General features: G+C 57.3%; 30 protein-coding genes. 9 read left to right on the top strand and 21 right to left on the bottom strand.

Annotated elements, in window-relative coordinates; genetic code table 11:
* The first annotated feature begins 18 nt into the window (after positions 1–18).
* Positions 19–693, top strand: coding sequence for a putative cell envelope opacity-associated protein A (locus KPHS_04440; RefSeq protein YP_005224744.1), 675 nt, complete (start codon positions 19–21; stop codon positions 691–693).
* Positions 694–801: 108 nt separating this feature from the next.
* Here KPHS_04440 and KPHS_04430 read toward each other — a convergent pair whose 3' ends face one another.
* The 3 genes from KPHS_04430 to KPHS_04410 form a co-directional block, all read right to left on the bottom strand.
* Positions 802–1,251, bottom strand: a complete 450-nt coding sequence (locus KPHS_04430; protein YP_005224743.1) for a 50S ribosomal protein L9 — start codon at positions 1,249–1,251, stop codon at positions 802–804.
* 41 nt (positions 1,252–1,292) lie between these two features.
* Positions 1,293–1,520: a 30S ribosomal protein S18 gene (locus KPHS_04420; protein ID YP_005224742.1), complete on the bottom strand. Its 228-nt coding sequence runs from the start codon at positions 1,518–1,520 to the stop codon at positions 1,293–1,295.
* 324 nt (positions 1,521–1,844) lie between these two features.
* The gene (locus tag KPHS_04410; RefSeq protein YP_005224741.1) at positions 1,845–2,240 is read right to left on the bottom strand and encodes a 30S ribosomal protein S6; all 396 of its coding nucleotides are present in this window, start codon (positions 2,238–2,240) and stop codon (positions 1,845–1,847) included.
* A 340-nt stretch (positions 2,241–2,580) separates the two neighbouring features.
* Between KPHS_04410 and KPHS_04400 the strand changes: the two genes are divergently transcribed.
* Both KPHS_04400 and KPHS_04390 read left to right on the top strand, forming a co-directional pair.
* Positions 2,581–2,856 carry a DUF1471 domain-containing protein gene (locus KPHS_04400; RefSeq protein ID YP_005224740.1) on the top strand — a complete coding sequence of 92 codons (276 nt, stop codon included), beginning with the start codon at positions 2,581–2,583 and terminating at the stop codon, positions 2,854–2,856.
* A gap of 149 nt (positions 2,857–3,005) precedes the next feature.
* Positions 3,006–4,199, top strand: coding sequence for an MFS transporter (locus KPHS_04390; protein YP_005224739.1), 1,194 nt, complete (start codon positions 3,006–3,008; stop codon positions 4,197–4,199).
* Between the two features lie 63 nt (positions 4,200–4,262).
* Here the strand turns inward: KPHS_04390 and KPHS_04380 are convergent, their stop codons facing one another.
* From KPHS_04380 to KPHS_04330, 6 genes are read right to left on the bottom strand one after another with little or no spacing between them, the layout of a single operon-like run.
* The gene (locus KPHS_04380) at positions 4,263–4,949 is read right to left on the bottom strand and encodes an L-ribulose-5-phosphate 4-epimerase (protein YP_005224738.1); all 687 of its coding nucleotides are present in this window, start codon (positions 4,947–4,949) and stop codon (positions 4,263–4,265) included.
* Positions 4,949–5,803, bottom strand: a complete 855-nt coding sequence (locus KPHS_04370) for an L-xylulose 5-phosphate 3-epimerase (protein ID YP_005224737.1) — start codon at positions 5,801–5,803, stop codon at positions 4,949–4,951. Before KPHS_04370 ends, KPHS_04380 begins: the two co-directional genes overlap by 1 nt.
* A gap of 9 nt (positions 5,804–5,812) precedes the next feature.
* Complete coding sequence (locus tag KPHS_04360) at positions 5,813–6,463, bottom strand: 3-dehydro-L-gulonate-6-phosphate decarboxylase (protein YP_005224736.1); 651 nt, start codon at positions 6,461–6,463, stop codon at positions 5,813–5,815.
* A 13-nt stretch (positions 6,464–6,476) separates the two neighbouring features.
* Complete coding sequence (locus KPHS_04350) at positions 6,477–6,944, bottom strand: L-ascorbate-specific enzyme IIA component of PTS (protein YP_005224735.1); 468 nt, start codon at positions 6,942–6,944, stop codon at positions 6,477–6,479.
* Positions 6,945–6,953: 9 nt separating this feature from the next.
* Positions 6,954–7,211, bottom strand: a complete 258-nt coding sequence (locus KPHS_04340) for an L-ascorbate-specific enzyme IIB component of PTS (RefSeq protein YP_005224734.1) — start codon at positions 7,209–7,211, stop codon at positions 6,954–6,956.
* Positions 7,212–7,271: 60 nt separating this feature from the next.
* Entirely contained in the window at positions 7,272–8,672 is a 1,401-nt protein-coding gene (locus KPHS_04330; RefSeq protein ID YP_005224733.1) for a PTS system ascorbate-specific transporter subunit IIC, read from the bottom strand.
* Positions 8,673–9,034: 362 nt separating this feature from the next.
* Here KPHS_04330 and KPHS_04320 point away from each other — a divergent pair, with 362 nt between their 5' ends.
* Together KPHS_04320 and KPHS_04310 are read left to right on the top strand one after the other, a co-directional pair.
* The gene (locus KPHS_04320) at positions 9,035–10,099 is read left to right on the top strand and encodes a putative L-ascorbate 6-phosphate lactonase (RefSeq protein ID YP_005224732.1); all 1,065 of its coding nucleotides are present in this window, start codon (positions 9,035–9,037) and stop codon (positions 10,097–10,099) included.
* 107 nt (positions 10,100–10,206) lie between these two features.
* Positions 10,207–10,962 carry a transcriptional repressor UlaR gene (locus tag KPHS_04310; protein YP_005224731.1) on the top strand — a complete coding sequence of 252 codons (756 nt, stop codon included), beginning with the start codon at positions 10,207–10,209 and terminating at the stop codon, positions 10,960–10,962.
* Here KPHS_04310 and KPHS_04300 read toward each other — a convergent pair.
* Positions 10,959–11,675, bottom strand: coding sequence for a putative hydrolase (locus KPHS_04300; RefSeq protein ID YP_005224730.1), 717 nt, complete (start codon positions 11,673–11,675; stop codon positions 10,959–10,961). The genes KPHS_04310 and KPHS_04300 overlap by 4 nt on opposite strands.
* Before the next feature lie 209 nt (positions 11,676–11,884).
* Here KPHS_04300 and KPHS_04290 point away from each other — a divergent pair, with 209 nt between their 5' ends.
* Positions 11,885–12,193, top strand: coding sequence for a biofilm peroxide resistance protein BsmA (locus tag KPHS_04290; protein YP_005224729.1), 309 nt, complete (start codon positions 11,885–11,887; stop codon positions 12,191–12,193).
* A gap of 137 nt (positions 12,194–12,330) precedes the next feature.
* On the top strand, positions 12,331–12,606 hold the full coding sequence (locus KPHS_04280; RefSeq protein YP_005224728.1) for a DUF1471 domain-containing protein: 276 nt from the start codon (positions 12,331–12,333) through the stop codon (positions 12,604–12,606).
* Here KPHS_04280 and KPHS_04270 read toward each other — a convergent pair.
* The 6 genes from KPHS_04270 to KPHS_04210 all read right to left on the bottom strand — a co-directional run bounded on the left by KPHS_04270 (position 12,597) and on the right by KPHS_04210 (position 19,816).
* The gene (locus KPHS_04270) at positions 12,597–14,234 is read right to left on the bottom strand and encodes an isovaleryl CoA dehydrogenase (RefSeq protein YP_005224727.1); all 1,638 of its coding nucleotides are present in this window, start codon (positions 14,232–14,234) and stop codon (positions 12,597–12,599) included. The two genes, KPHS_04280 and KPHS_04270, sit on opposite strands and share 10 nt — an antisense overlap.
* A 125-nt stretch (positions 14,235–14,359) precedes the next feature.
* The gene (locus KPHS_04260) at positions 14,360–15,082 is read right to left on the bottom strand and encodes a 23S rRNA (guanosine-2'-O-)-methyltransferase (protein YP_005224726.1); all 723 of its coding nucleotides are present in this window, start codon (positions 15,080–15,082) and stop codon (positions 14,360–14,362) included.
* A 90-nt stretch (positions 15,083–15,172) separates the two neighbouring features.
* On the bottom strand, positions 15,173–17,605 hold the full coding sequence (locus KPHS_04250; protein ID YP_005224725.1) for a ribonuclease R: 2,433 nt from the start codon (positions 17,603–17,605) through the stop codon (positions 15,173–15,175).
* A 36-nt stretch (positions 17,606–17,641) separates the two neighbouring features.
* Positions 17,642–18,067: a transcriptional repressor NsrR gene (locus tag KPHS_04240; protein YP_005224724.1), complete on the bottom strand. Its 426-nt coding sequence runs from the start codon at positions 18,065–18,067 to the stop codon at positions 17,642–17,644.
* 150 nt (positions 18,068–18,217) lie between these two features.
* On the bottom strand, positions 18,218–19,516 hold the full coding sequence (locus tag KPHS_04230; protein ID YP_005224723.1) for an adenylosuccinate synthetase: 1,299 nt from the start codon (positions 19,514–19,516) through the stop codon (positions 18,218–18,220).
* A 102-nt stretch (positions 19,517–19,618) separates the two neighbouring features.
* Positions 19,619–19,816 carry a DUF2065 domain-containing protein gene (locus KPHS_04210; RefSeq protein YP_005224722.1) on the bottom strand — a complete coding sequence of 66 codons (198 nt, stop codon included), beginning with the start codon at positions 19,814–19,816 and terminating at the stop codon, positions 19,619–19,621.
* Between the two features lie 104 nt (positions 19,817–19,920).
* Here KPHS_04210 and KPHS_04220 point away from each other — a divergent pair, with 104 nt between their 5' ends.
* Complete coding sequence (locus tag KPHS_04220; RefSeq protein ID YP_005224721.1) at positions 19,921–20,061, top strand: hypothetical protein; 141 nt, start codon at positions 19,921–19,923, stop codon at positions 20,059–20,061.
* Entirely contained in the window at positions 20,039–20,329 is a 291-nt protein-coding gene (locus tag KPHS_04200; protein YP_005224720.1) for a hypothetical protein, read from the top strand. Before KPHS_04220 ends, KPHS_04200 begins: the two co-directional genes overlap by 23 nt.
* An 82-nt stretch (positions 20,330–20,411) precedes the next feature.
* Here the strand turns inward: KPHS_04200 and KPHS_04190 are convergent, their stop codons facing one another.
* The 5 genes from KPHS_04190 to KPHS_04150 all read right to left on the bottom strand — a co-directional run bounded on the left by KPHS_04190 (position 20,412) and on the right by KPHS_04150 (position 25,409).
* Positions 20,412–21,416 (bottom strand): FtsH protease regulator HflC, encoded by a 1,005-nt coding sequence (locus tag KPHS_04190; RefSeq protein YP_005224719.1) that lies wholly within the window; start codon positions 21,414–21,416, stop codon positions 20,412–20,414.
* Between the two features lie 2 nt (positions 21,417–21,418).
* A complete protein-coding gene (locus KPHS_04180; RefSeq protein ID YP_005224718.1) occupies positions 21,419–22,681 on the bottom strand; it encodes an FtsH protease regulator HflK in 1,263 nt (420 codons plus the stop codon).
* A 65-nt stretch (positions 22,682–22,746) separates the two neighbouring features.
* Positions 22,747–24,027 (bottom strand): putative GTPase HflX, encoded by a 1,281-nt coding sequence (locus KPHS_04170; protein ID YP_005224717.1) that lies wholly within the window; start codon positions 24,025–24,027, stop codon positions 22,747–22,749.
* Between the two features lie 75 nt (positions 24,028–24,102).
* Complete coding sequence (locus tag KPHS_04160; RefSeq protein YP_005224716.1) at positions 24,103–24,411, bottom strand: RNA-binding protein Hfq; 309 nt, start codon at positions 24,409–24,411, stop codon at positions 24,103–24,105.
* Between the two features lie 92 nt (positions 24,412–24,503).
* On the bottom strand, positions 24,504–25,409 hold the full coding sequence (locus tag KPHS_04150) for a tRNA delta(2)-isopentenylpyrophosphate transferase (RefSeq protein YP_005224715.1): 906 nt from the start codon (positions 25,407–25,409) through the stop codon (positions 24,504–24,506).
* Between the last annotated feature and the right edge of the window lie 14 nt (positions 25,410–25,423).

The raw sequence follows: 25,423 nt of genomic DNA, 5'->3' as shown, positions 1-25,423 counted from the left end.
CGGAGCAGGAGGAAAGCCATGCCCGGGCGCTTTGAACTGACATCTACCCTGGCGAAAATCTGGCACGCCCCGGATCATTTTCGCCTCCTGGACCCGCTGCCTCCGATGCACCGCCGGGGAATTATCGCTGGCTTCCTGTTGGTTATTATCGGTATTCTGCTTCCCTCCGATGATAGCCAAAGCCCGGCGTCCACCAGCCGTGAAGCGAACCTGAACCTACAGTCGCAGTCCCAGCCGCAAGCTGGCGGCAATCAGGCCGTTCCGCTGCCGCCGATCACTAATACGCCTACCGTGAGCGACGCCGATCAGATGGCGCCGGTCGCCCCGGAGCCGATTCAGGATGAGCAGCCGGATCAGGCGCAGACGCAGCAGCCCGCCGCCTCCCAGCCTTATCAATCCTCATCACAGCAGTCCGCGCCGGGTATTGAGCAGCAATGGCGGACCTATCGCATCGAGTCAGGCAAAACCCTGGCGCAGCTGTTCCGCGATCATGGGCTGCCGGCCACTGACGTCTACGCCATGGCGCAGGTTGAAGGCGCTGGCAAGCCGCTAAGTACTTTGCAGAGCGGACAGACGGTGCAGATTCGGCAGAACGCCAACGGCGTGGTCACCGGGCTCACTATCGATACCGGCAACGGCCAGCAGGTGCTGTTTACCCGCCAGTCGAACGGCAGCTTTGTGCGTGCGCGATAGCAGAGAAGACGACAGCAAGCGTTACGCCGCCGCAAAATGAAAGGCGCTAAAAAGCAAAACGCCGGCACAAGGCCGGCGGTTTGTTGTTACCAGAACGTCAGAGGCCGATTACTCAGCAACCACGTTGATGATAACTTTAGCGAATACTTCGCTGTGAACCTGGAAGTTCACTTCGTGCTCGCCAACGTTACGCAGAACGCCGTTCGGCAGGCGAACTTCGCTCTTAGCAACTTTAACGCCTGCTGCAGTAACAGCGTCAGCGATGTCGCGAGTACCGATGGAACCGAACAGTTTACCTTCGTCGCCAGCTTTAGACGCGATGGTTACGGATTCCAGGGCGTTGATCTGCTCAGCACGAGCTTCAGCTGCTGCCAGAACGTCAGCCAGTTTGGCTTCCAGTTCAGCACGACGTGCTTCGAAGAATTCAACGTTTTTCTTGGTAGCAGGAACAGCTTTACCCTGCGGGACCAGGAAGTTACGAGCGTAGCCCGCTTTAACGTTAACCTGATCACCCAGGCTACCCAGGTTTGCTACTTTATCAAGCAGAATAACTTGCATTACCTTATCCTCTCAAAGTCGTATTAATGGACCGTGACCGATTACTGATGACGATCAGTGTACGGCAGCAGGGACAGGTAGCGAGCGCGTTTGATAGCGCGAGCCAGCTGACGCTGGTATTTTGCACGGGTACCGGTGATACGGCTCGGGACAATCTTACCGCTTTCGGTGATGTAGTTTTTCAGCGTAGCGATATCTTTATAGTCGATCTCTTGAACGCCTTCCGCGGTGAAACGGCAGAACTTGCGACGACGGAAATAACGTGCCATATGGCTAGTCTCCAGAATCTATCAATTCAATCTGCTCGGCATGCAGAACCATTTTGCTCAAGCCGTTCTTTGCCTTATGGCAAGAGATGAACCCTCGAACGGTTACTGCGCTACCGACCGTTATACTGTGAGTAATGGCCTGGTTCTCATGACCGCTAATAATAACGGGCATCTGACACCATGCCTGCCGGTGAAAACCGGCTTCCTCCTGCACTGAACGATGCTCAAGCACGAACTGGCAGTGAGGAATTCCTGACGGGCTGACCTTACGAAGTGGAGTCCTGCAAATAATGCCGGACAGCTCCAGACGGTTGGTCATCAGGATTACTCTTCAGAATCCCCAGCTTCAGAATCATCTGCGGTTTCGTTGGCGAAATCTTCGCGACGCTCACGGCGCTCGTCTTTCGCTTTAACCATCGGAGATGCTTCGGTAACAGCGTGCTTAGTACGCATTACCATGCTGCGGATAACGGCGTCGTTGAAGCGGAAGTTAGTTTCCAGCTCATCGATCGCTTCCTGCGGCGCTTCAACGTTCATCAGAACGTAGTGAGCTTTGTGCAGTTTGTTGATCGGATAAGCCAGCTGACGGCGGCCCCAGTCTTCCAGACGGTGGATCGTACCTGCTGCTGCAGTAATTGCACCAGTGTAACGTTCGATCATGCCCGGAACCTGTTCGCTCTGGTCAGGATGGACCATAAAAACGATTTCGTAATGACGCATCGAATTGCTCCTTACGGATTATTCAGCCTCCTGTCTGGGTCAGCCGCGGCCCATGGAGGCAAGGAACGTGTTAAAGGGCGGCTGAAAAATTGACGCGTCATTCTAATGGCGGCCCCTCAGGAACACAAGCGCATTTGCACAAATAATTCGCACTAAGCGCCAAGCTGGGCTAAGTGGGTGATTTAAAATTAACCAATAAAGGAAGCGGCATTTTTTTGAACAACTGCATCAGAAAAGGTCGCCATGCGATGAACGCGCAGCGATTACACTTATATCAAAGCCTAACGACCACAGGAGAGCCCCGAGTCAGCGTCAGGACTGTCAGTCAGGAGCGTAGTATATGAAACTGAAAATCATCGCCATGATGGCTGCGCTTTTCTTCAGCGCCAACGCGCTGGCAGCTATCCAAATCACCGAACGTCAGGCCCGCAACATGGACGACGTGCAGAGCCTCGGCGTTATCTATATCAATCACAATATGGCCACTGAGCACGAGGCCGAACAGGCCCTTAGCCAGATGAGCGATGCGCAGGGGGCGAAATACTTTCAGCCTATCCTGATGCACGAACCCGAAACCAACGGCCCGCTTCGCGCCAGCGCGGTGATATACCGCTAACGCCTGCCCGATTCTTCGCCTCTCCTCGCGAGGGGCGAAGCGAGGTCTGCGCCTAAACGCAATTGAGAATTATTTTACAAACCGACTTACCAGCGTCATCGCAACCTGATTTAATCAGCCACTCGCCATTTGATAATCAGGAGTGATTGATGGTTCCGCGTTTCGCCACCTTAGGCCGTATCCCCAAAGGCGTTTGGGTACTCGGCGGCGTCAGCCTGCTGATGGATGTCTCCTCCGAGATGATCCACAGCCTCTTACCGCTGTTTATGGCCACTACCCTCGGCGCCAGCGTGATAATTATCGGTCTTATCGAGGGACTGGCGGAAGCCACCGCCCTGATCCTGAAGGTCTTCTCCGGCGCAATCAGCGACTATGTCGGCAAGCGTAAAGGACTGGCGCTGCTGGGCTACGGCCTGGGCGCGCTCAGTAAGCCGCTGTTTGCCATCGCCCCTACCGCCGGGGTGGTGTTTAGCGCCCGCATGATTGACCGCGTAGGCAAAGGTATTCGCGGCGCGCCGCGCGATGCGCTGGTCGCCGATGTCACCCCGCCGGAGATCCGCGGCGCCGCCTACGGACTACGCCAGGCGCTGGATACCGTCGGCGCCTTTCTCGGCCCGCTGCTGGCGGTGCTGCTGATGTTTATCTGGGCCAACGATTTTCACGCTATTTTCTGGGTGGCGGTCATTCCCGCCGTGCTCTCCATTCTCCTGCTCGGATTCGGCCTACAGGAGCCAAAATCCGCCATCGCGCACAAACGCAGCAATCCGCTGAAGCGCGAAAACCTGAAAAAGCTCTCCGCCGCCTACTGGTGGGTGGTCGCGATCGGCAGCATTTTCACCCTCGCCCGCTTCAGCGAAGCCTTTCTGGTGCTGCGCGCCCAGCAGATGGAGATCCCGCTCTATACCATCCCGCTGGTGATGGTGGCGATGAACCTGGTCTACAGCCTCACGGCTTACCCGTTCGGTAAACTCTCAGACAGCATGAGCCACAGCAAACTGCTGCAGTGGGGGCTGCTGGTGTTGATCCTCGCCGATATCGTGCTGGCGCTCAGCAGCCACTGGAGCACGCTGCTGATCGGCGTCGCGCTGTGGGGGATTCATATGGGAATGACCCAGGGCCTGCTGGCGGCGATGGTCGCCCATACGGCGCCACCGGAGCTACGCGGCACGGCGTTCGGTATGTTTAATCTGATGAGTGGCCTGGCTCTGCTGCTGGCCAGCACCGGCGCGGGGGTACTGTGGGAAACCTTCGGCGCCGCCTCGACGTTTTACGCCGGGGCGATAATTTGCGTGGTCACGCTCATCGGCATGCGCGTGATGCCGTCGGCCTATCGTCAGGATTAAAAACGGCTCCGGGGCCAGACCAGTTGCTTCACCGTGAGGGGTGAAAGCCCCGGAGCGCGCTATCTACTTTTGCCCATAGTAGGCGTTTGGCCCATGCTTACGCTGAAAATGCTTATTCATCAGCCAGCTATCGATGGGCTGCAACTGCGGATTAATGCCGCGGGCAATCCACGCCATGCGCGCCACCTCTTCCATCACCACCGCGTTGTGTACCGCCTCGTGGGCGTCTTTGCCCCAGGCAAATGGCCCGTGCTGATAGACGACGATCCCCGGCGTATGCAGCGGATTGGCCTCACCCAGCGTTTCGATAATCACCTGCCCGGTGTTCAGCTCGTAGGCCTCGTCCACCTCCTGTGCGCTAAGCGCCCGGGTGCAGGGAATATCGCCGAAGAAGTAGTCCGCATGGGTGGTGCCGAGCGCCGGGATCGCCAGCCCCGCCTGCGCCCAGGCGGTGGCGTGCGTCGAATGGGTATGCACCACCCCGCCAAGGTCGGGATAACGGCGATAGAGCGCCAGATGGGTGGCGGTATCAGAGGAGGGACGCCAGCGCCCTTCCACCACGTGCCCCTGCAGATCAACCACCGACATGTCATCGACGGTCATTGACTCGTAGGCGATGCCGCTGGGCTTAATCACCACCAGCCCACGCTGCCGATCAATGGCGCTAACGTTACCCCAGGTAAAGGTCACCAGGCCGTAGCGCGGCAGATCCATATTGGCCTCGAACACCTGCTGTTTCAGCTGTTGCATTATGCCGCCTCCATCAGGCCCGCGCGGGCCATCCGCGCCTTCACCCAGTCACGCGCCTTCGCCACCTCCGCCAGCGGGTCAGCGCTGGTTTCGCTCCACATCTCAATCAGGTACGGGCCGCAGTAGCCGGTCTGCTTGAGCGTTTCGAAGCAGCGTTCAAAATCGACCACCCCTTCGCCGAACGGCACGTTTTTAAAGACGCCGGGCTTCGTGTCTTTGACGTGTACCGCCACGATATGCCCGCTCCCCGCCTTCAGCTCCATCTGGACGTCGTTATCCCACGCCGACAGATTGCCGATATCCGGGTAAAGCTGGAACCACGGATTATTCAGGTAATGGGCATAGCCCAGCGCTTTACTGATCGAGTTCATCAGCGGGTAGTCCATGATCTCCATCGCCAGGGTTACCTGGGCTCGGCTGGCCATCTCGACGCTCTGTTTCAGGCCGTCGCGAAAGCGGCGGCGCGTCTCATCGTTCGCCTGCTGGTAATAGACGTCGTAGCCTGCCAGCTGGATCACCCGAATCCCCACATCCTGCGCCAGGCGGATGGCTTTACGCATGATCTCCAGCCCCTGATGCCGCACCGCGTCGTCTTCACTACCCAGCGGAAAACGGCGATGGGCGCTAAGGCACATCGACGGCACCCGGACGCCGGTTTCAGCCACCGCCTTGACCAGCGCCAGACGCTGCTCCGGGCTCCAGTCCAGCCGCGCAAGGCGGGCGTCCGTTTCATCGAGAGACATCTCAACGAAATCAAAGCCCAGCGCTTTTGCAAGCTTTAGCCGCTCCAGCCAGCACTCCCCGGCGGGGAGCGCTTTTTCATAGATGCCGAGCGGAATGGATTTCGCCAACATAGTCGCTCCTTAACCCCACAGCTGGGCGATAGAGCGTTTAAACTGGCGCGCCGCTTCCACCGGCGAGGCAGCATCGCGGATGCTGCGTCCGGCAATAAAGACGTGAACAGGGATCCCGGCAAACAGCGGCAGGTCTTCCAGCGCCAGCCCGCCGGTGACGGTCACTTTGAAGCCCATATCAGACAGACGCTTAATCGCGCTGATATCCGCCTCACTCCACGCCACGCCTGCCGCCTGCGCGTCGCGGCTGCGGTGATAGACCACCTGCTGAATACCCGCCTCGCGCCACGCCTGCGCCTGCTCCCAGGTCCAGAAGCCGGTCAGCTCAATTTGCACATCGCCGTTGAACTCTTTGGCGACATCCAGCGCCCCTTTGGCGGTGTTGATATCGGCGCAGCAGATCACCGTGACCCAGTCGGCGTTGGCTTCGAAGCACATCCGCGACAGGATCTTGCCGGCATCGGCAATTTTGGCGTCCGCCAGCACGATTTTATGCGGATACAGCGCTTTCAGATCGCGCACCGCGCGTACACCTTCACCGACGCAGAGGATAGTGCCGACTTCAATGATATCTACCTCTTCGGCGATCAGACGGGTTGTTTCATAAGCGCTGGCCAGCGTTTGGTTGTCGAGGGCGACCTGTAACATAGGTAATGACATGATAGTGTTCCTTTTAAACAGCCGCCGCGGTGGCGTTTTTGATTAAATCCAGCACTTCCTGCTCGCTGCGGCAGGCGCGTAAACGGTCGAAATTGGCTTCGTCATCAAACAGGTTAACGATCTGCATGATGCCCACTTCCTGGTGGGTGGTGGCGTCAACCGCCGCCATGGTGATCAGGATGTCGACCGGGTCGTTATCTTCGTGGTTGAAAATCAGCGGTTTCTTTAGCGTGACCAGCGCAAAGCCGGTTTTTTTGACGCCCTCTTCCGGCCGCCCGTGCGGCATGGCTAATCCCGGAGCGATCACAAAATAGGGGCCGTGCTGCGCGACGCCGTCGAGGATTGCCTGGTAGTAGCGCGGCTCCACCACGTCGGCGGCCACCAGCAGATCGACGCCGATTTTCACCGCCTCCTGCCAGGTTTCCGCTTCCGCCTGCAGGCGAATGGAGTGATTCTGCGCCAGTGATTCATGGAGTTTCATGGCCGCTCCTTATTTCACGTCCTGCGGGAAATGAGCTTTAATCACCTCCAGCAGCTTTGGCCCGAAATCCGCGGGGGAAAGCATATTACGCACCCCCACCACGTGTTTATTGCCGGAGACGGTAATCTCCCCCGCGATATGGGTTGAAGCGATGATGATATCCGCGCCGTTTAGTTCGCTTTTGTATTCACCCACCGCGCAGCTGTTCACCGTGTGGTCGATATTGGATTGCGTCAGGAACTGATCCACTTTCATTTTCATGATCATAGAACTGCCTTGCCCGTTACCACACACAGCCAGAATACGTACGGTCATAATCAGAATTCCTTATTGGGCAGAGGCCTCTGCCAGTTGTTTTTCCGCGTCTTCTTCGGCGCGCAGCGCGCGGCCAGCGAAGAACATATAAGCGAGAGCAATCAGGATGATGACGGCCATAAACGCCAGCCCGATGGAGGCGAAGCCCTGCATCATCGGCGGCGCCAGAATCGACCAGTCCGCCATTCCCATCCAGGCGCTCATACCGGTGAGCTTCACCGCCCACACGCAACCGAAAATTTCAACCATGCCCATCACCAGGCAGATCTTGAGCGCCGCGCGCCAGCCGCCGAAGTGGTTGGCAAAGACGCCAATCGTCGCGTTGGAGAAGAACATCGGGATAAAGCCCGGAATAATCAGAATTGAAGAGCCAATGCCAACCAGAATGCCGACGGCAATCAGCTGGCCGATGGTGCCCCACATAAAGCCCCACACCACCGCATTCGGCGCAAAGCTATAAATCGCGGCGCAGTCAATCGCCAGCACCGCGCCGGGGATCAGGCGTTGCGAGATACCGTTGAAGGCTTCGGACAGTTCGGCGACGAACATCCGCACGCCCTGGGTAATGATGAAAATGGCCACCGCGAAGGAGAAACCGGTCTGTAGGATATAGACCGTCCAGTGGGTTTTCCCCGCCATCGCCTGCACGACGTCAATACCAAAGGAAAGCAGGATCGCGCCAAAGAAAATGGTCATGACAATCGCGGTGGAAACGATGTTGTCGTGGAAGATATTGAGCCAGCCTGGCAGCTTGAGGTCTTCCACACTCTCCTCTTTTTTCCCCAGATACGGCGCCACTTTGTAGGCAATCCACGAGGCAAACTGCTGCTGGTGACCGATGGAGAAGCCGCAGCCGTCGGTGACCAGCTGAGTCGGCTTGAACATCATGTTGGAGGTGATACCCCAGTACAGGGAGACCAGCACGGCGGTACAGATGATGGTCGTCCACATTCCGTAACCAAAGATAAAGAACGAGACGGCGATCAGCCCCGCCTGCTGAAACATGATATGGCCAGTCAGCATGATGGTGCGGATGCCGGTTATCCGGCGCAGCAGGACGTAACAGATGTTGAGCGCCAGCGCCAGCAGCACCGCATAGCCCACCCAGCTATAGGCCTCGCCCATCCGGTCGATGGTCGCCATCATCGAGGCATAGGTGTCAGAGATCGCGCCGTTGATGCCGTACACCTCTGACATTTTCGCCACCACCGGTTTAAAAGTGCTGGTGAGGATGCCGGAGCCGGCCTGTAACAGCATGAAGCCGATAATGGTTTTGATCGTGCCTTTAATAATCACGCTGACGCTTTTGCGCAGCAGGATATAGCCCAGGCAGGTGACGATACCCAGCAGCAGCGGGGCATTGGTCATCACCTGATTAAAGAAAACGGTAAAGATGTTGTAGAGGATTGCCATAACACACTCCCGATGGTGAAGGCGCTGAACGCGCCTTACGCTCAGCATTTCTCGCTGCCCACTCTAATAATCAAAAATAATCACAACAAGATTGAATTTGATTAAATGTGACGCGCGCCGCAATAATCCTCTATTTCATTGTGACTATTGCCGAGCAGTAGCGCCGAAACATAATTAAACATTTTCAAATCATATAGATAAAACAAAGCACAACCTTTATGAATGCTGGAACCCCTGAGAGGTGATGCGCATCTCTTCGTAAAATTGATGGAAAACAAGATTGCAATCTTGAAAATCCAGTGACAACATAAATCAAAACCAATCAAAATTTGATTACTATTGAAAATACGAGGAAGAGCACGATGAGTAAAGTACAGACCATCACCCGTGAATCATGGATCCTGAACACCTTTCCGGAATGGGGCAGCTGGCTGAATGAAGAGATTGAGCAGGAGCAGGTTACGCCCGGCACCTTCGCCATGTGGTGGCTCGGCTGTACCGGTATCTGGTTAAAATCCGAAGGCGGGGCTAACGTCTGCGTCGATTTCTGGTGCGGCACTGGCAAACAGAGCCACGGCAATCCGCTGATGAAAACCGGCCACCAGATGCAGCGGATGGCAGGCGTGAAAAAATTACAGCCTAACCTGCGCACCACGCCGTTCGTGCTGGATCCGTTCGCCATTCGCCAGATTGACGCGGTCCTCGCGACCCACGATCACAACGATCATATTGACGTCAACGTCGCCGCCGCCGTCATGCAGAACTGCCCGGCCGATGTGCCGTTTATCGGCCCGAAAACCTGCGTCGACCTGTGGATCGGTTGGGGCGTGCCGAAAGCGCGCTGTATCGTCATGAAACCTGGCGATGTCGTGAAGATCAAAGACATTGAGATCCATGCGCTCGATGCGTTCGATCGCACCGCGCTGATCACCCTCCCGGCGGACCAAAAAGCCGCTGGCGTACTGCCGGACGGCATGGACCAGCGCGCGGTCAACTACCTGTTTAAAACACCGGGCGGCAACCTGTACCACAGCGGCGATTCCCACTACTCCAACTACTACGCGAAGCATGGCAACGAGCATCGGATTGACGTCGCCCTCGGCTCGTATGGCGAGAACCCGCGCGGGATCACCGACAAAATGACCAGCGCCGATATCCTGCGCATGGCAGAGTCGCTCAACGCCAAAGTTGTGATCCCGTTCCACCATGATATCTGGTCAAACTTTCAGGCCGATCCGCAGGAGATCCGCGTTCTGTGGGAGATGAAAAAGGATCGTCTGAAGTACGGCTTCAAGCCGTTTATCTGGCAGGTCGGCGGCAAATTTACCTGGCCGCTGGATAAAGACAATTTCGAATATCACTACCCGCGCGGTTTCGACGATTGCTTCACCATTGAGCCGGATCTGCCTTTCAAATCCTTCCTGTAAGTCGCCGCCGGCAGGCCCTGCCTGCCGGAAATACCCCGCCGCAGGGTTAGTATTTTCACATGATTTCAAATATCATCTTTGCTGTTCACTTTTAATCGGATTCGCTCATGACGGAAGCGCAAAGGCACCAAATTCTGCTGGATCTGCTCGCCCAAACGGGGTTTGTTACCGTGGAGCAGGTGATGTCGCGGCTCGGGATCTCACCCGCTACCGCCCGACGTGATATCAACAAGCTGGATGAAAGCGGCAAACTGAAAAAGGTTCGTAATGGCGCGGAAGCCATTAGCGAACAGCGCCCCCGCTGGACGCCGATGAACATCCACCAGGCGCAAAATCTGGATGAAAAAGTGCGTATTGCACGCGCCGCTTCGCAACTGATCGCGCCGGGTGAGAGCATCGTCATTAACTGCGGCTCCACCGCCTTTCTGTTGGGTCGGGAACTGTGCGGCAAACCGGTGCAGATCATCACCAACTATCTGCCGCTGGCTAACTACCTGATCGACCAGGAGCATGACAGCGTGATTATCATGGGCGGCCAGTACAACCGCAGCCACGCCATCACCCTCAGCCCCCACGGTAGCGAGAACAGCCTCTATGCCGGACACTGGATGTTTACCAGCGGCAAAGGGCTCACCGCCGAAGGCCTCTACAAAACGGATATGTTGACCGCCATGGCCGAGCAAAAAATGCTTAACGTGGTCGGCAAACTGGCGGTGCTGGTCGACAGCAGCAAGATCGGCGAGCGCGCCGGGATGCTATTCAGCCAGGCCGGACAAATAGACGTGGTGATCACCGGCAAACAGGCCGATGCCGCGATCCTCAAACAGCTTGAGGATCAGGGCCTCAGCGTAATCCGCGTTTAAAGGTGCTGCTGAAAAAAGGCGACCGTGGTAGCCAGCGCCTCTGGCGTAATGCGATGGCGGACGCCTTTCTGCCAGACGCAGGTCAGCCTGGCGGCAAGGTCAGCCTGCCGGAGCGCCTGCTCTAGTCGAAAGGTTTCTTCCGGCGGCACCACGTCATCGGCATCGCCATGCCAGAGCAGCAGCGGTCGCCGGGCAAGGGACGCCAGCTGATGGCTGACATCCCATTCGCGGAGACTGTCAGCATCAAAGCCAGGCGAGGGAAACAGGGTTTGCGACAGGGAACGAAAATAGCCCGACCCCATCAGACAGGCGACGCTGTTCAGCTCGGGGTGATGCGTCATGATGCCCAACGCCGTCATTCCCCCCATCGAAGCGCCCGCCACCGCCAGCCGCTCCCCTTCCAGCCATCCTTCAGCGATTATCGCCTCGCGCAGCGCAGGAAACTCCCTGAAATTCTGCTGCAGAATCGGCCAGAAGCGCTGCATCCGCCCGGCCTCATCGCCCTGATAGCGCGCCCCATGCTCCGGCGCGTCCGGCATGATCACCCGGAATCCGGCCTCGGCCAGCGCCACCGCAAAGTAGCTGTAGACCAGCTTCGACGAGGTAAAGCCATGATAAAAGACGATACAGGGCAAGGGCTTATCCAGACTCTCCTGCGGACAGGCATGTAAAATTTCACCACCGCCGAGGTTGCGCATTTCTAGTGCAATCATTTATCGTCTTCCTTCTCTATCGTGGTTAGGCGTCATGGGAAAATTCATTCACCAGGCAACCCAGTTTGCTACGATTCATAATGTTGAGAACCCGGTTACGCTTTCACAACATTTTCATTCGAAAATCGCGTCAGAGATAACAGTTCGGGAACATTCCCCGGCAATCCTGTTAAGGCTACCACTACACTATCACTATCAGGAAACGAGATATGGTTATGCGCAGGTTTTCACCGTGGTTACTGGCTATCGTCCTCAGCGGGTGTAGCGCCCTGCAGGGAACGCCGGAAGCCCCGCCGCCCGCCACCGACCATCCGCAGGAGATCCAGCGCTACCAGACGGCTGGCCTGCAGAAAATGGCCACGGTAAGCGTACTGATGTACGGTTCGCCGATGGATGTCGAAGCGGCGCTGAAGGCCAAAGCAGAAGCGGCCAAAGCCGATTACTACGTCATCATCATGATCGATGACACCATGGTACCCGGCCAGTGGTATTCGCAGGCGATCCTCTATCGTCGATAACGAGGCGGCGTCTTTAAATCTGCTTTACACAGCTTTGCGTCCATTCACGTTCTCCTGTGCATAATAACGTTCGGCCAGCCACCTGGCAGGACGTTAGCAACGGACTGCCCTTGGGACTACGTGAAATGGAGCTGACGATGAAACGATCTTTTACCCTATCCAGCCTGCTGTTAACCGCTGCGACGGCCAATACGTCCGCGCAGTCAGCCGAATTCGCCAGCGCGGATTGCGTCACTGGCCTGAATGAAATCGGTCTGATCTCCGTCACTAATCTTTCCGGTAGCCAACAGGATGTAGAGCACGCCATTGCCCGCAAAGCAGACGAGCAAGGCGCCTCCTGGTATCGCATTATTCAGATGTACGAGGAACAACAGCCGGACAGCTGGCGCGTGCAGGCCATTCTCTACGCCTGAGGCGCCTGGCGCCCGCGCCCCATAGCCCGCAGCAGCAGGTCGTCGAGGGTCGGCGCGTCAAGACGTATGCCGCCGCGGGTGTCGAGCATCATCCGGCACCAGGCTTCGGCCAGCGGCGGCGAAGCATGGCGCAGCATCTGCGCCCCCGCGCCAAGACGATAGACCAGCCGGGCAATCTCTCTCCCCTGCTCTTCGGCGGGTCGTTTCAGCAGTTGCTGCAGCTGACGCCATGCGCGGTCGAGATGGCGGTTCTGTCCTTTCACCTCCGCACACTCCGCGGCCAGCAGCTCCATCGCCGCCGGCTGCTTGCTCAGCACCCGCATCACATCGAGGCACATAATATTGCCGGAGCCCTCCCAGATGCTGTTGACCGGCATCTCACGGTAGAGGCGCGGGAGTTCGCTCTCCTCGCAATAGCCGATGCCGCCCAGCACTTCCATCGCCTCGGCGACAAACGGGATACCGGCCTTACAGATGGCAAACTTGGCCGCAGGCGTAAACAGGCGCGCCCAGGCGCTTTCCCGGGCATCATCCCGACGGTCCCAGGCCCGCGCCAGGCGAAACAGAAACGCGGTCTGCCCCTCCAGACGGAGCGCCATTTGCCCCAGCAGCTGGCGCATCATCGGCTGTTCGACCAGGTTTTTGCCAAACGCCTGACGCTGTAGCGCGTGATACAGCGCCACCGAGAAGGCGCGACGCATCAGGGCATGGCTGCCCAGCGCGCAGTCAAAGCGGGTCAGGCCGCCCATCCTGAGGATCTGCCGCACGCCGTCGCCTTCGTCGCCCACCAGCCAGCCGCAGGCCTCATAAAACTCCACTTCGCTACTGGCGTTGGAGCGGTTGCCGAGCTTCTCTTTTAAGCGTTCAAGACGCACGCTGTTACGCTGCCCGTCGGGCAGCAGACGCGGCACAAAGAAGCATGAGAGCCCCGCCGGAGCCTGAGCCAGCACCAGGTGAGCATCGCTCTGCGGCACCGAGAAGAACCACTTGTGTCCCACCAGTCGGTAAAACCCTTCCGCCGTTTTCTCCGCGCGAGTGGTATTGCTCAGCACATCAGACCCCCCTTGCTTCTCGGTCATCCCCATGCCGATCAGCAGGCCGCGCTTCTGGCCGCCAGGCGCAAGGTGCGGATCGTAACGGTCGCTCAGCAGTGGCGACAGCCAGTCGCGAAAGGGCGCGGGCAGGGCGTGCTGCAGCAGGGGCGTCGCGGCGAAGGTCATGGTAATCGGACACAACGTCCCGGCCTCCACCTGGGCATGGAGCAGAAAGCGGGCGGCGCGGGCGACAAACGCGCCTTCGCGGGCATCCTCCTGCCAGGCGAGGTTATGTACCCGATTCGCGCACAGCCCCTGCATCAGCAGGTGCCAGGCGGGATGAAAGCGCACGTCGTCCAGCCGGGCGCCGGTGGCGTCATAGCGCAGCAGCTCCGGCGGATTGCTGTTGGCCAGGCGTCCCAGCTCCAGCGATTCGGCTGTCCCCAGCTGCTGGCCAATGCTGGCGAGCAGATCGCCATCCCAGCCGGCGCCTTCGCGGACCACTGCTTCACGCAGAGCGGTATCGGACAGAAACAGATTGCTGTTATTCAGCGGGGTGGGTTGATTAAAAACGGTGTGCGTTTGCCAGTGCATCGTGTCTCCCTCCATCAATGGCGATAGCCATAAGTATGGTTATCCGGAGGGATACTCGCCCGCGAGAGCGGTCACAAAAAAGCCATCCCGGAGGATGGCTTTTTTTGATTCGTCGATGGTTCAGCTTAGCTGCGCTGACGTACTGCTTCAAACAGACAGATGCCGGTAGCCACCGAGACGTTCAGCGAGGAGACGCTGCCCGCCATCGGGATGCTGATCAGCTCATCGCAGTGTTCGCGGGTCAGACGACGCATGCCTTCGCCTTCCGCGCCCATCACCAGCGCCATCGGGCCGGTCATTTTGCTCTGGAACAGCGTATGGTCGGCTTCCCCTGCGGTTCCGACGATCCAGACGTTCTCTTCCTGCAGCAGACGCATGGTGCGCGCCAGGTTGGTGACGCGGATCAGCGGGACGTTCTCCGCCGCGCCGCAGGCCACTTTCTTCGCCGTCGCATTCAACTGAGCGGAACGATCTTTTGGCACGATCACCGCATGCACGCCGGCGGCGTCAGCGCTACGCAGGCAGGCGCCGAGGTTGTGCGGATCGGTTACGCCGTCGAGGATCAGCAGGAACGGTTGATCGAGCTGCGCCAGCAGATCCGGCAGATCGTTCTCCTGATACTGACGCCCCGGCTTCACGCGGGCAATGATCCCCTGGTGCACAGCGCCTTCGCTCTTCTCATCAAGAAACTGACGGTTGGCCAGCTGAATCACCACGCCCTGCGCTTCCAGGGCATGGATCAGCGGCAGCAAGCGCTTATCCTCACGGCCTTTCAGAATATAAACTTCCTGAAAACGCTCAGGTGCGCGCTCCAGCAGTGCCTGCACCGCATGGATGCCGTAAATCATTTCACTCATTGATGTACTCGTTTTAGGTTCTGTTATCTGCCCCCTTCACCCCATCCTGCGTCAGCAGACTTCAGGGTGAAGGGAGGTCAATCACTCGGCGATCTTCTTCTTGGCCGCGCGCTTGGCTTTCGTCGCGGCGGCGATTTTCTGTGTTTTCGCCGACGGTTTTTTCGCTTTTTTCTCTTTCTTCGGTCGGGCGGTCTCTTTCTCTTTACGGAAAGCGCTGTCCGGCTCGAAGTTTACCTGCTTACCCACCTGGCGGCGACGGCCGCCCGGCTTGCCAGAGGTACTCTTTTTCGCTTTCTCACGGGCGGTCTTGCCGACATTACGCGGCGCACGCTCGCTGGAGATCAGGGTAAAGTCGATTTTCCGCTCGTCCATGTTGACCGCTTCCACACGGACTTCCACGCGGTCGCCCAGGCGATAGGTCTGGCCGCCGGACTCACCAATAAGACGCTGCCCCACCTGGTCGAAACGATAATAGTCGTTATCCAGGCTGGAAACATGCACCAGACCGTCGATAAACAGATCGTTCAGGCGGACGAAGAAGCCAAAGCCGGTCACGCTGGCGATCACGCCGGAGAAGATGTTGCCCACCTGATCCTGCATGAAGTCGCACTTCAGCCAGTCAGACACTTCGCGCGTCGCTTCGTCGGCGCGGCGCTCGGTCATCGAACAGTGCTGACCCAGCTGGAGCATCTCTTCCATGCTGTAGTGCCAGCCGCCGGTCTCGGTGCTGTTGCCTTTATGTCCCTGCTCTTTGGCCAGCAGATACTTGATAGCGCGGTGCAGCGACAGGTCCGGGTAACGACGAATCGGCGAGGTGAAGTGGGCGTATGACTGCAGCGCCAGGCCAAAGTGACCGCGGTTTTCCGGATCGTAGACCGCCTGCTTCATGGAGCGCAGGAGCATCGTCTGCAGCATTTCCGCATCCGGGCGATCGGCGATGGAGGTTAGCAGCTCTGCGTAATCACGCGGCTCCGGCTTGTTGCCGCCAGGCAGCTCCAGTCCCAGCTCAGCCAGCACGGTACGGAAGGAGGTAATCGCTTCGGTGGTTGGCTTATCATGGATACGGAACAGCGCCGGCTCCTGCGCCTTCTCAACGAAGCGCGCGGCGGAGATGTTCGCCAGGATCATGCACTCTTCAATCAGCTTATGCGCATCGTTACGCTGAGTCTGTTCGATACGCTCAATACGGCGTTCGGCATTGAAGATGAATTTAGCTTCTTCACTTTCAAATGAGATACCACCGCGCTCTTCGCGGGCGCTCTCCAGCACTTTGTAGAGGTTATGCAGCTCTTCAATGTGCTTCACCAGCGGCGCGTAGTGTTCGCGCAGTTCCTGGTCACCCTGCAGCATATGCCACACTTTGGTGTAGGTCAGGCGAGCATGTGAACTCATCACCGCTTCATAGAATTTATAACCGGTCAGACGGCCTTTTGACGAAATCGTCATCTCGCACACCATACACAGGCGATCGACCTGCGGGTTCAGCGAGCATAGACCGTTAGACAGCACTTCCGGCAGCATCGGCACTACCTGCGACGGGAAGTAGACCGAGGTGCCACGACTGCGCGCTTCCGCATCCAGCGGCGTCCCCGGGCGCACGTAGTAGCTGACGTCGGCAATGGCTACCCACAGGCGCCAGCCGCCGCCGCGTTTCTTCTCGCAGTACACCGCGTCATCGAAGTCGCGGGCATCTTCGCCGTCAATGGTAACCAGCGGCAGCGAGCGTAAATCGACGCGGCCGGCCTTCGCCTCTTCCGGCACCTGTTCTTTGAGACCGGAAACCTGTTTTTCCACCGCCGGCGGCCAGACATAAGGAATCTCATGGGTACGCAGCGCCATATCGACGGCCATGCCGGTGCCCATGTTGTCGCCCAGCACTTCGACGATTTTACCCACCGCTTTGGTGCGGCGGGTTGGTCGCTGGGTCAGCTCGACCACGACCACGTAGCCCATCCGCGCGCCCATTATCTCTTCCGGCGGGATCAGGATATCGAAGCTCAGGCGGCTGTCGTCCGGGACGACAAAGCCGACGCCAGCGTCGGTGAAGTAACGGCCAACTATCTGGCTGGTTTTCGGCACGAGGACGCGGACGATGCGCGCTTCGCGGCGGCCCTTACGGTCCGCGCCCAGCGGCTGAGCCAGCACCTGGTCGACGTGAATACAGGTTTTCATCTGTTCTGACGACAGGTACAGATCGTCTTTGCGCCCTTCAACGCGCAGGAAACCATAGCCATCGCGGTGGCCAATAACGGTTCCTTTGAGGAGATCGAGGCGTTCCGGCAGGGCATAGCACTGGCGGCGGGTGAAGACCAGCTGACCGTCGCGCTCCATCGCGCGCAGGCGGCGGCGCAGCGCTTCGGTTTGCTCTTCGCCCTCGATATTTAACTCGATGGCCAGCTCATCGCGGCTGGCAGGCTTTTCCCGTTTAGTTAAATGTTCGAGGATAAATTCCCGGCTCGGGATAGGGTTCGCGTACTTCTCAGCTTCGCGTTCCTGGAATGGATCTTGTGACATATCGGTTCCTCCGTTGTCATCTCCGGCAGAGTGGCGTCACTCCACCAGCAATAATTTATAAAGCGGTTGATTCTTCTCAACCAAATCAGCCAGCGTATAGTTATCCAGTTCCTTGAGAAAACTCTGCGCGGCTTCAGCTAGTGCCTGTTTCAGACGACAGGCTGGTGTAATGTGGCAAAACTCGCTGCTGCAGTTGACCAGCGATAAGGGTTCAAGGTCACGCACCACGTCACCGACGCGGATCTGTCCTGCTGGTTTGCCGAGGCGAATGCCCCCGTTCTTCCCCCGCACGGCAGTCACGTAGCCCATGCGACTTAACTGATTGATTATTTTAACCATATGATTACGGGAGACGCCATAGACCTCGGTCACTTCCGAGATACTGGTCATTCGTCCTTCCGGCAGCGACGCCATATAAATCAGCGCGCGTAGTCCGTAATCGGTGAAACTCGTTAACTGCACATAAACCTCAGGGAAAAGAAAACGGGGTATGTCGAGCGACATCATTATTATTGATGATAAACCAGCCAGCGCTCAGGCCGCTAATTTATTTGAAATGGGGCGGGCGAACAGCAAAAACAAGGGCGCCCGAACGGCGCCCCTTGAGAGTGATTACGCGTCGAACGGATCGCGCAGAATCATAGTCTCGGTACGGTCTGGACCGGTAGAGATGATATCCACCGGCACGCCGGTCAGCTCTTCAATACGCTGGATGTAGTTCAGGGCTGCCTGCGGCAGGCCGCTGCGCTCTTTCACGCCGAAGGTGGTTTCGGACCAGCCCGGCATGGTTTCGTAGATAGGCTCGATACCTTCCCAGTTATCGGCAGCCAGCGGAGTGGTGGTCACTTCGCGGCCATCCGGCATACGGTAGCCAACGCAGATTTTCACTTCTTTCAGGCCGTCGAGGACGTCCAGTTTAGTCAGGCAGAAGCCGGACAGGGAGTTAATCTGCACCGCGCGACGGACTGCGACCGCATCCAGCCAGCCGGTACGACGACGGCGGCCGGTGGTGGCGCCGAATTCGTTACCCTGCTTGCAGAGGAACTCGCCAGTTTCATCAAACAGCTCGGTCGGGAACGGACCTGCACCGACGCGAGTCGAGTAAGCTTTAATGATGCCCAGTACGTAATCCACATAACGCGGGCCCAGGCCGGAGCCGGTCGCCACGCCACCTGCGGTGGTGTTAGAGGACGTAACGTACGGGTAGGTACCGTGGTCGATATCCAGCAGCGTACCCTGCGCGCCTTCGAACATCACGAAGTCGCCGCGCTGACGCGCCTGATCCAGCAGGTCGGATACGTCCACCACCATGCTGGTCAGGATGTCGGCAATCGCCATCACATCGTCCAGCACTTTCTGGTAGTCAACCGCTTCTGCTTTGTAGAAGTTCACCAGCTGGAAGTTGTGATATTCCATCACTTCTTTCAGTTTATCGGCGAAGGTTGCTTTATCGAACAGATCGCCAACGCGCAGACCGCGACGAGCGACTTTATCTTCGTAAGCCGGGCCAATGCCGCGACCGGTAGTGCCGATCGCTTTCGCGCCACGCGCTTTTTCACGCGCCACGTCCAGCGCCACGTGATAGTCAAGGATAAGCGGGCAGGCTTCAGAGAGCAGCAGACGCTCGCGAACCGGGATACCACGGTCTTCCAGGCCCTTCATCTCTTTCATCAGCGCGGCCGGAGACAGCACGACGCCGTTACCGATGATGCTGGTGACGTTTTCACGCAGAATGCCTGATGGAATAAGATGGAGAACGGTTTTTTCACCGTTGATTACGAGAGTATGGCCGGCGTTGTGACCACCCTGGTAGCGCACAACATATTTAGCCCGTTCAGTCAGGAGATCGACGATCTTCCCTTTACCTTCGTCACCCCATTGGGTGCCCAGTACGACGACGTTGTTACCCATTTTTCAAAATCACCGTTTGCTTAAAAATGGATTCTACCATCGCTTTTTCAGAGTTACAGCACTTTTTGCATCCAAAATAAGGCAAATCCGACCACTTTTTGATCAGCCAATCGATTTCCTCAACATGTAGTAGATCACAATCCCGGCAACCACAAGTCCGCCGCCAAAACGACGCAATAAATTATCCGGTAGCTGGCTCAGGCTGGCGACCATTTTGCGCCAGGCGCGCGGATAAAGCAGCGGGCCAAGCCCTTCAAGTACTAAAACCAGCGCCAGCGCCAGCCAAATGGTGGAGTTCATCGTCAACCCTAATTGAAAAGTATCATTGCCGCCCTCGCGGGCGTCTCGGCCAGCATGGTGAATTCATTCTCTCATTTCACATTGTCCCGTATTTCAGCTTCATTATGAACCGGAAAGGTGAAACAAAATTCACAACTAATTGTATTGCTGGATATTTTTTAAATTGTAACTATGCCATCGCGTACTACAACCCGGTACGTCTACTTAATCAGGAAGATTATGATGAGAGAATTAACCGCATTTGAAATCGAAAATGTGAGCGGCGCAGGCTGGTTACAGGATGGTCTGGCGGCCTTAGGCAGCAAGGTCGGCGCAGCCGCATGGACGATGGGCACTGATGCCCTGAGCATTAACCTGCCACTGCTTGGCACCCTCAATCTGGCCGACCTGGCGCCGGACCTGGGCAAAACCCTGGGCGAAAGCGTTGGGTCGACTATCGGCGGCACCATCGAAAGTGCGCTGGCAGGCCTGCCGGTGATCGGCGGCCTGCTGAACAAGCTACTCGGCAACTAATTCCCGCCCTCGCAGCATGAAAAAAGGCGCCTGTTTCAGGCGCCTTTTCGCATTATTACTTCAGGTTTACACCTTCTCCGGCTTATTTACGCGCCGAATCCGGTGAACGCATATAGCGGAAGAAATCGCTGTCCGGACTCAGGACCATCACATCCTGATTGCTCTGGAAGCTCTTCTCATAGGCACGCAGGCTACGGATAAAGGAGTAGAAGCCTGGATCCTGGCTGAACGCGTCGGCAAACAGTTTCGCTGATTCCGCATCACCTTCACCACGCAGGATACGGCCCTGGCGCTCGGCTTCCGCCAGCGTCTTGGTGACTTCATAGTCCGCAGTCGCGCGCAGTTTTTCCGCCTCTTCCTGACCCTGTGAACGATGGCGACGAGCAACCGCTTCACGCTCCGCGCGCATACGGTTATAAATCGCTTCCGACACTTCTGCCGGCAGGTTGATCTGTTTGATACGTACGTCGACAACTTCGATACCCAGCGCCGCCATACTGTTCGGGTTGATCACCTGCACTTTACCGTTGGTTTCGGCTTCCACACGCTCTGCCGCTTTAGCAATCGCGTCGTCAGCCGCCGGGGTGCTAACCTCATCTTCCGTACCGGCCGAACCCGAGTTCAGCGCATCACGCACTTCCAGGGTCAGGCGACCACGGGAGTCGGTGACGATATCTTTCACATCCAGACGACCAATTTCAGAACGCAGACGGTCAGAGAATTTACGCTTCAGCAGTACCTCGGCCTGGGAGACGTCGCCGCCGCCGGTTGCCAGGTAGTAACGGCTGAAGTCGCTGATGCGCCACTTGATATAGGAGTCGACGATCAGGTCTTTCTTCTCTTTAGTAACGAAACGGTCAGCCTGGTTGTCCATGGTCTGAATACGCGCATCCAGCATCTTCACCGATTCGATAAACGGGATCTTGAAGTGCAGGCCTGGCGCATACACCAGCGGCTTGTTTTCGTCGTCGCGCAGAACTTTACCGAAACGCAGCGTGATACCGCGCTCGCCTTCCTTTACGACAAAGACAGACATGTAGAGCACTACCAGCACGATGACAATGATCGCGATAACAGATTTACGCATCGTTATTCCCCCTGACGCTGGTAGTCGTTACGCTGCGCGTTAGCGCGGCGTTGGTCCATAATGCTACCCCCGGTTGAGCTCGAGGTTGATGAGGTGCTGGCGCTGCTTGAGCTGGATGCTGGCGGCAGGCGCAGCAGATCGCTGGCGTCACTACTATCGCTCTTTGCTGCCGGCGCAGCGGCGCCTTTCAGCATCTGATCCAGCGGCAGAACCATCAGATTGCCGTTTTTGCTGTCATTGACCAGCACTTTACGGGTGTGGCTCAGCACTTTTTCCATGGTTTCGATATACAGACGCTCGCGGGTAATTTCCGGCGCGGCTTTGTATTCCGGCAGGATCTTCGCAAAGCGAGCCACTTCACCCTGGGCTTCCAGAACGGTCTGGGTCTTATAGGCGCGTGCCTCTTCGAGGATACGCTGCGCCTGACCATTCGCCCGCGGCTGGACTTCGTTGGTATACGCTTCCGCTTCACGAATGTACTGCTGCTCGTTCTCACGCGCGGCAATGGCATCGTCAAACGCGGCCTTCACCTCTTCCGGCGGACGCGCCGTCTGGAAGTTGACGTCCAGCAGAGTGATACCCATGTTGTACGGGCGAATCGTCTCTTCCAGCTCACGCTGGGTATCGCTACGGATCACGGTACGACCTTCGGTCAGAATGCGATCCATGGTGTATTTGCCGATCACGCCGCGCAGCGCGCTGTCGGTGGCCTGACGCAGACTGTCGTCCGCGCTGGTCACGCTAAACAGATAGCGCTCCGGATCGGTGACGCGGTACTGCACGTTCATCTCAACGCGCACCACGTTTTCGTCAGAGGTCAGCATGACGCCGGAAGCCGCAAGTTCGCGCACCGACTCCACGTTCACCGCCTGAACGTTATCGATAAAGGTCGGTTTCCAGTTCAGGCCAGGCTCAACCAGATGGCTGAACTTACCAAAACGGGTGACCACGCCGCGCTCGGCCTCTTTAATGGTATAGAAACCGCTGGCCGCCCAGATAATCACTGCCGCCGCGGCAACGATGCCGACAATACGCCCGCCCATCGGTCCGCGAGGCCCCTGCGCGCTATTGCCGCCGCCCACTCCGCCCTTGCCGCCGCCGAGCCCGCCAAGTTTTTTACTTAACTTGCGGAAGATATCATCCAGATCCGGCGGCCCCTGCTCGCGACCGCCTTTATTGCCATTTCCCTCAGAGTTGCCGCCAGGTTTGCTGCTCCCCCACGGGTCGCGGTCCTGTCCGTTATTACCGGGCTGATTCCACGCCATGTATATGCTCCATATTTGTTTTTGATATCCCCACAGGGGTCAATATCTTCAGGCAAGCTGCAAGGTTAAACCACATAGTCAACAAGCGTTGGCTCTTGCTTACAGAGGCGCCGCCAGTCAACGATCGGCATGCGCACCTGCAGACTCACGCTGCCGTCATCCTCCATCCACTCTTTTTCTATCGCCTGAAGCTGATAGAAACGGCTTCTCAGTCGCCCTTCTTTCGGCGGTAAGCGCAGCGTATGCTGGGCCACTTCACCGGAAAGACGCTCCGTTAATGCCTGAAAAAGCAGTGGTACGCCAACCCCGGTCTGGGCTGAAAGCCAGACCCGAATCGGTTTATTTTCATCGTCGCGATCGATGCGCGGTTCAAAATCGTCAAGCATGTCGATTTTGTTCATCACCAGCAGCGCCGGGATCTCATCGGCCTCAATTTCAGCGAGAACCGTATTTACCGCATCAATGTTTTCCTGCACGCGGACATCCGCCGCGTCAATCACATGCAGCAGCAGCGTCGCCTGACGCGTCTCCTGCAACGTCGCTTTAAACGCTGCTACCAGATCGTGCGGCAGGTGGCGAATAAAGCCGACGGTATCGGCCAGCACCGTTTCGCCGACGTCAGGGACGTCAATGCGGCGCAGCGTCGGGTCCAGGGTGGCGAACAGCTGGTTCGCGGCATAGACCTCGGCGGCAGTGATCTGGTTAAAGAGCGTTGATTTTCCGGCGTTGGTATAGCCCACCAGCGACACGGTAGGAATATCGGCTTTCGCACGCGACCGCCGCCCCTGCTCGCGCTGTTTCTCGACTTTTTCCAGCCGCGACAGGATCTGCATGATACGGTTACGCAATAAACGGCGGTCGGTTTCGAGCTGGGTTTCCCCCGGGCCACGCAAACCAATCCCGCCCTTCTGTCTTTCAAGGTGGGTCCAACCGCGGACAAGGCGAGTCGCCATATGGCGCAGCTGCGCCAGCTCGACCTGCAATTTCCCTTCATGGGTGCGCGCGCGCTGGGCGAAAATATCTAAAATAAGACCGGTGCGATCGATAACCCGGCATTCGCACAGGCGTTCCATGTTACGTTCTTGCGCCGGACTCAGGGCATGATCGAAGAGCACGACCGAAGCGCCGGTCGCTTTAACGGCTTCCGCAATTTCGACTGCCTTACCTTCACCAACAAAATACTTCGGGTGCGGTGCTTTACGGCTACCGGTAATCACCTGCATTGCTTCGACACCGGCGGAAGAGGCCAGAGTTTCAAACTCCTGGAGATCTTCCATATCTTTGTCTTGCGAAAAATAGATGTGTACCAGTACCGCCTGCTCACCGGCGTCATAACGGTCAAACAAGCGTAAACCCCTTATAAAATACCAGCGGGGAACGCAGAAAACCTGGCTCCCCGGCGTGGAAAAACAGCACTGGCCTTATTCGGCGTCGTCGCTGTCTTGTTGCGGCGCAGAAGAACCCTGCGCGCTACCACCGTGGTGATAGTTACTGGAACCGCCGCCAGCATTGTTGCTGTGGTGAGACACCGGGCGAGACGGGACAACAGTAGAAATTGCGTGCTTATAGACCATCTGGCTGACCGTGTTCTTCAACAGGATCACGAACTGATCGAAAGACTCAATTTGCCCTTGCAGCTTGATACCATTCACCAAATAAATAGAAACCGGAACGCGTTCCCGACGCAAAGCGTTCAGGAACGGATCTTGTAAAGATTGCCCCTTAGCCATTCTCTCTTTTCCTTATATGTATGCTTGTTTTGTACTCAGAACCTTACGATTCTCAAAAAAAATTACGCACGATACCGTTTAATTGTACACGTTCAGTTCTGGCTCGCACCAACAACCTGTAATACTTTGTTGAGCGCTTGTTCAGGTTGTTCACTGTCTAACCAGTGCACACCTTCCCAACCGCGCAGCCAGGTGACCTGACGTTTGGCTAACTGTCTCGTGGCGCAAACACCTCGATAAACCATCTCATCATACGGGATCTCGCCATTGAGATATGACCACATCTGGCGGTATCCGACACAACGGATGGAAGGCATGTCCGTATGCAAATCTCCGCGGGCAAAAAGCGCCCGTACTTCTGCTTCAAAACCTGAAGCTAACATCTGATGAAAACGCTGTTCTATGCGTTGATGGAGCAGTTCACGGCTCGCCGGGGCGATGGCGAACTGATGCACCTGATATGGCAGAGCGTCTCCTGACGTTTGCGTCAGTTCCGTTAAAGTTTTACCCGAAATGAAAAAAACTTCCAGTGCCCGGGAAAGCCTTTGCGGATCATTTGGATGAATACGCGCAGCAGCCACGGGATCGATCTCCTGTAATTGCTGATGTAACGCATTCCACCCCTGCTCTGCGGCCTGCTGCTCAATCCGCGCTCTGACCTCTGGGTCAGCCGACGGTAAGGGCGACAATCCTTCCAGCAACGCTTTGAAATACAACATCGTTCCGCCGACTAACAGCGGAATTCGCCCGGCGGCGACAATATCCGCCATCGCCGCCAGCGCATCGCGGCGAAAATCCGCCGCGGAATAGGCCTCCGCAGGATCCAAAATATCCAGCAGCCGATGCGGCGCAGCGCTAAGCTCCGCAGCATCCGGTTTGGCGGTGCCAATATCCATTCCCCGATAAATGAGGGCGGAATCAACGCTAATCAACTCTACTGGCAAAACTTTACGTAAGGCTATCGCCAGCGCGGTTTTGCCGGAGGCCGTCGGGCCCATTAAAAAAATTGCCT

It is taken from the genome of Klebsiella pneumoniae subsp. pneumoniae HS11286 (assembly GCF_000240185.1).
Lineage (GTDB): Bacteria > Pseudomonadota > Gammaproteobacteria > Enterobacterales > Enterobacteriaceae > Klebsiella > Klebsiella pneumoniae.
The sequence above is the reverse complement of the archived record's forward strand: the minus strand, read 5'-3'. Positions and strand labels throughout refer to the sequence as shown.

Coding starts and splice junctions, on each gene's coding strand:
- KPHS_04190 (YP_005224719.1), bottom strand. CDS start 21,416: ATGCGTAAATCTGTTATCGCGATCATTGTCATCGTGCTGGTAGTGCTC.
- KPHS_04260 (YP_005224726.1), bottom strand. CDS start 15,082: ATGATTTACGGCATCCATGCGGTGCAGGCACTGCTGGAGCGCGCACCT.
- KPHS_04290 (YP_005224729.1), top strand. CDS start 11,885: ATGGTTATGCGCAGGTTTTCACCGTGGTTACTGGCTATCGTCCTCAGC.
- KPHS_04420 (YP_005224742.1), bottom strand. CDS start 1,520: ATGGCACGTTATTTCCGTCGTCGCAAGTTCTGCCGTTTCACCGCGGAA.
- KPHS_04380 (YP_005224738.1), bottom strand. CDS start 4,949: ATGCAACAGCTGAAACAGCAGGTGTTCGAGGCCAATATGGATCTGCCG.
- KPHS_04280 (YP_005224728.1), top strand. CDS start 12,331: ATGAAACGATCTTTTACCCTATCCAGCCTGCTGTTAACCGCTGCGACG.
- KPHS_04340 (YP_005224734.1), bottom strand. CDS start 7,211: ATGATCATGAAAATGAAAGTGGATCAGTTCCTGACGCAATCCAATATC.
- KPHS_04430 (YP_005224743.1), bottom strand. CDS start 1,251: ATGCAAGTTATTCTGCTTGATAAAGTAGCAAACCTGGGTAGCCTGGGT.
- KPHS_04350 (YP_005224735.1), bottom strand. CDS start 6,944: ATGAAACTCCATGAATCACTGGCGCAGAATCACTCCATTCGCCTGCAG.
- KPHS_04400 (YP_005224740.1), top strand. CDS start 2,581: ATGAAACTGAAAATCATCGCCATGATGGCTGCGCTTTTCTTCAGCGCC.
- KPHS_04330 (YP_005224733.1), bottom strand. CDS start 8,672: ATGGCAATCCTCTACAACATCTTTACCGTTTTCTTTAATCAGGTGATG.
- KPHS_04370 (YP_005224737.1), bottom strand. CDS start 5,803: ATGTTGGCGAAATCCATTCCGCTCGGCATCTATGAAAAAGCGCTCCCC.
- KPHS_04440 (YP_005224744.1), top strand. CDS start 19: ATGCCCGGGCGCTTTGAACTGACATCTACCCTGGCGAAAATCTGGCAC.
- KPHS_04150 (YP_005224715.1), bottom strand. CDS start 25,409: ATGGGCCCGACGGCCTCCGGCAAAACCGCGCTGGCGATAGCCTTACGT.
- KPHS_04210 (YP_005224722.1), bottom strand. CDS start 19,816: ATGAACTCCACCATTTGGCTGGCGCTGGCGCTGGTTTTAGTACTTGAA.
- KPHS_04220 (YP_005224721.1), top strand. CDS start 19,921: ATGAACCGGAAAGGTGAAACAAAATTCACAACTAATTGTATTGCTGGA.
- KPHS_04250 (YP_005224725.1), bottom strand. CDS start 17,605: ATGTCACAAGATCCATTCCAGGAACGCGAAGCTGAGAAGTACGCGAAC.
- KPHS_04230 (YP_005224723.1), bottom strand. CDS start 19,516: ATGGGTAACAACGTCGTCGTACTGGGCACCCAATGGGGTGACGAAGGT.
- KPHS_04300 (YP_005224730.1), bottom strand. CDS start 11,675: ATGATTGCACTAGAAATGCGCAACCTCGGCGGTGGTGAAATTTTACAT.
- KPHS_04200 (YP_005224720.1), top strand. CDS start 20,039: ATGAGAGAATTAACCGCATTTGAAATCGAAAATGTGAGCGGCGCAGGC.
- KPHS_04390 (YP_005224739.1), top strand. CDS start 3,006: ATGGTTCCGCGTTTCGCCACCTTAGGCCGTATCCCCAAAGGCGTTTGG.
- KPHS_04320 (YP_005224732.1), top strand. CDS start 9,035: ATGAGTAAAGTACAGACCATCACCCGTGAATCATGGATCCTGAACACC.
- KPHS_04310 (YP_005224731.1), top strand. CDS start 10,207: ATGACGGAAGCGCAAAGGCACCAAATTCTGCTGGATCTGCTCGCCCAA.
- KPHS_04360 (YP_005224736.1), bottom strand. CDS start 6,463: ATGTCATTACCTATGTTACAGGTCGCCCTCGACAACCAAACGCTGGCC.
- KPHS_04180 (YP_005224718.1), bottom strand. CDS start 22,681: ATGGCGTGGAATCAGCCCGGTAATAACGGACAGGACCGCGACCCGTGG.
- KPHS_04160 (YP_005224716.1), bottom strand. CDS start 24,411: ATGGCTAAGGGGCAATCTTTACAAGATCCGTTCCTGAACGCTTTGCGT.
- KPHS_04410 (YP_005224741.1), bottom strand. CDS start 2,240: ATGCGTCATTACGAAATCGTTTTTATGGTCCATCCTGACCAGAGCGAA.
- KPHS_04270 (YP_005224727.1), bottom strand. CDS start 14,234: ATGCACTGGCAAACGCACACCGTTTTTAATCAACCCACCCCGCTGAAT.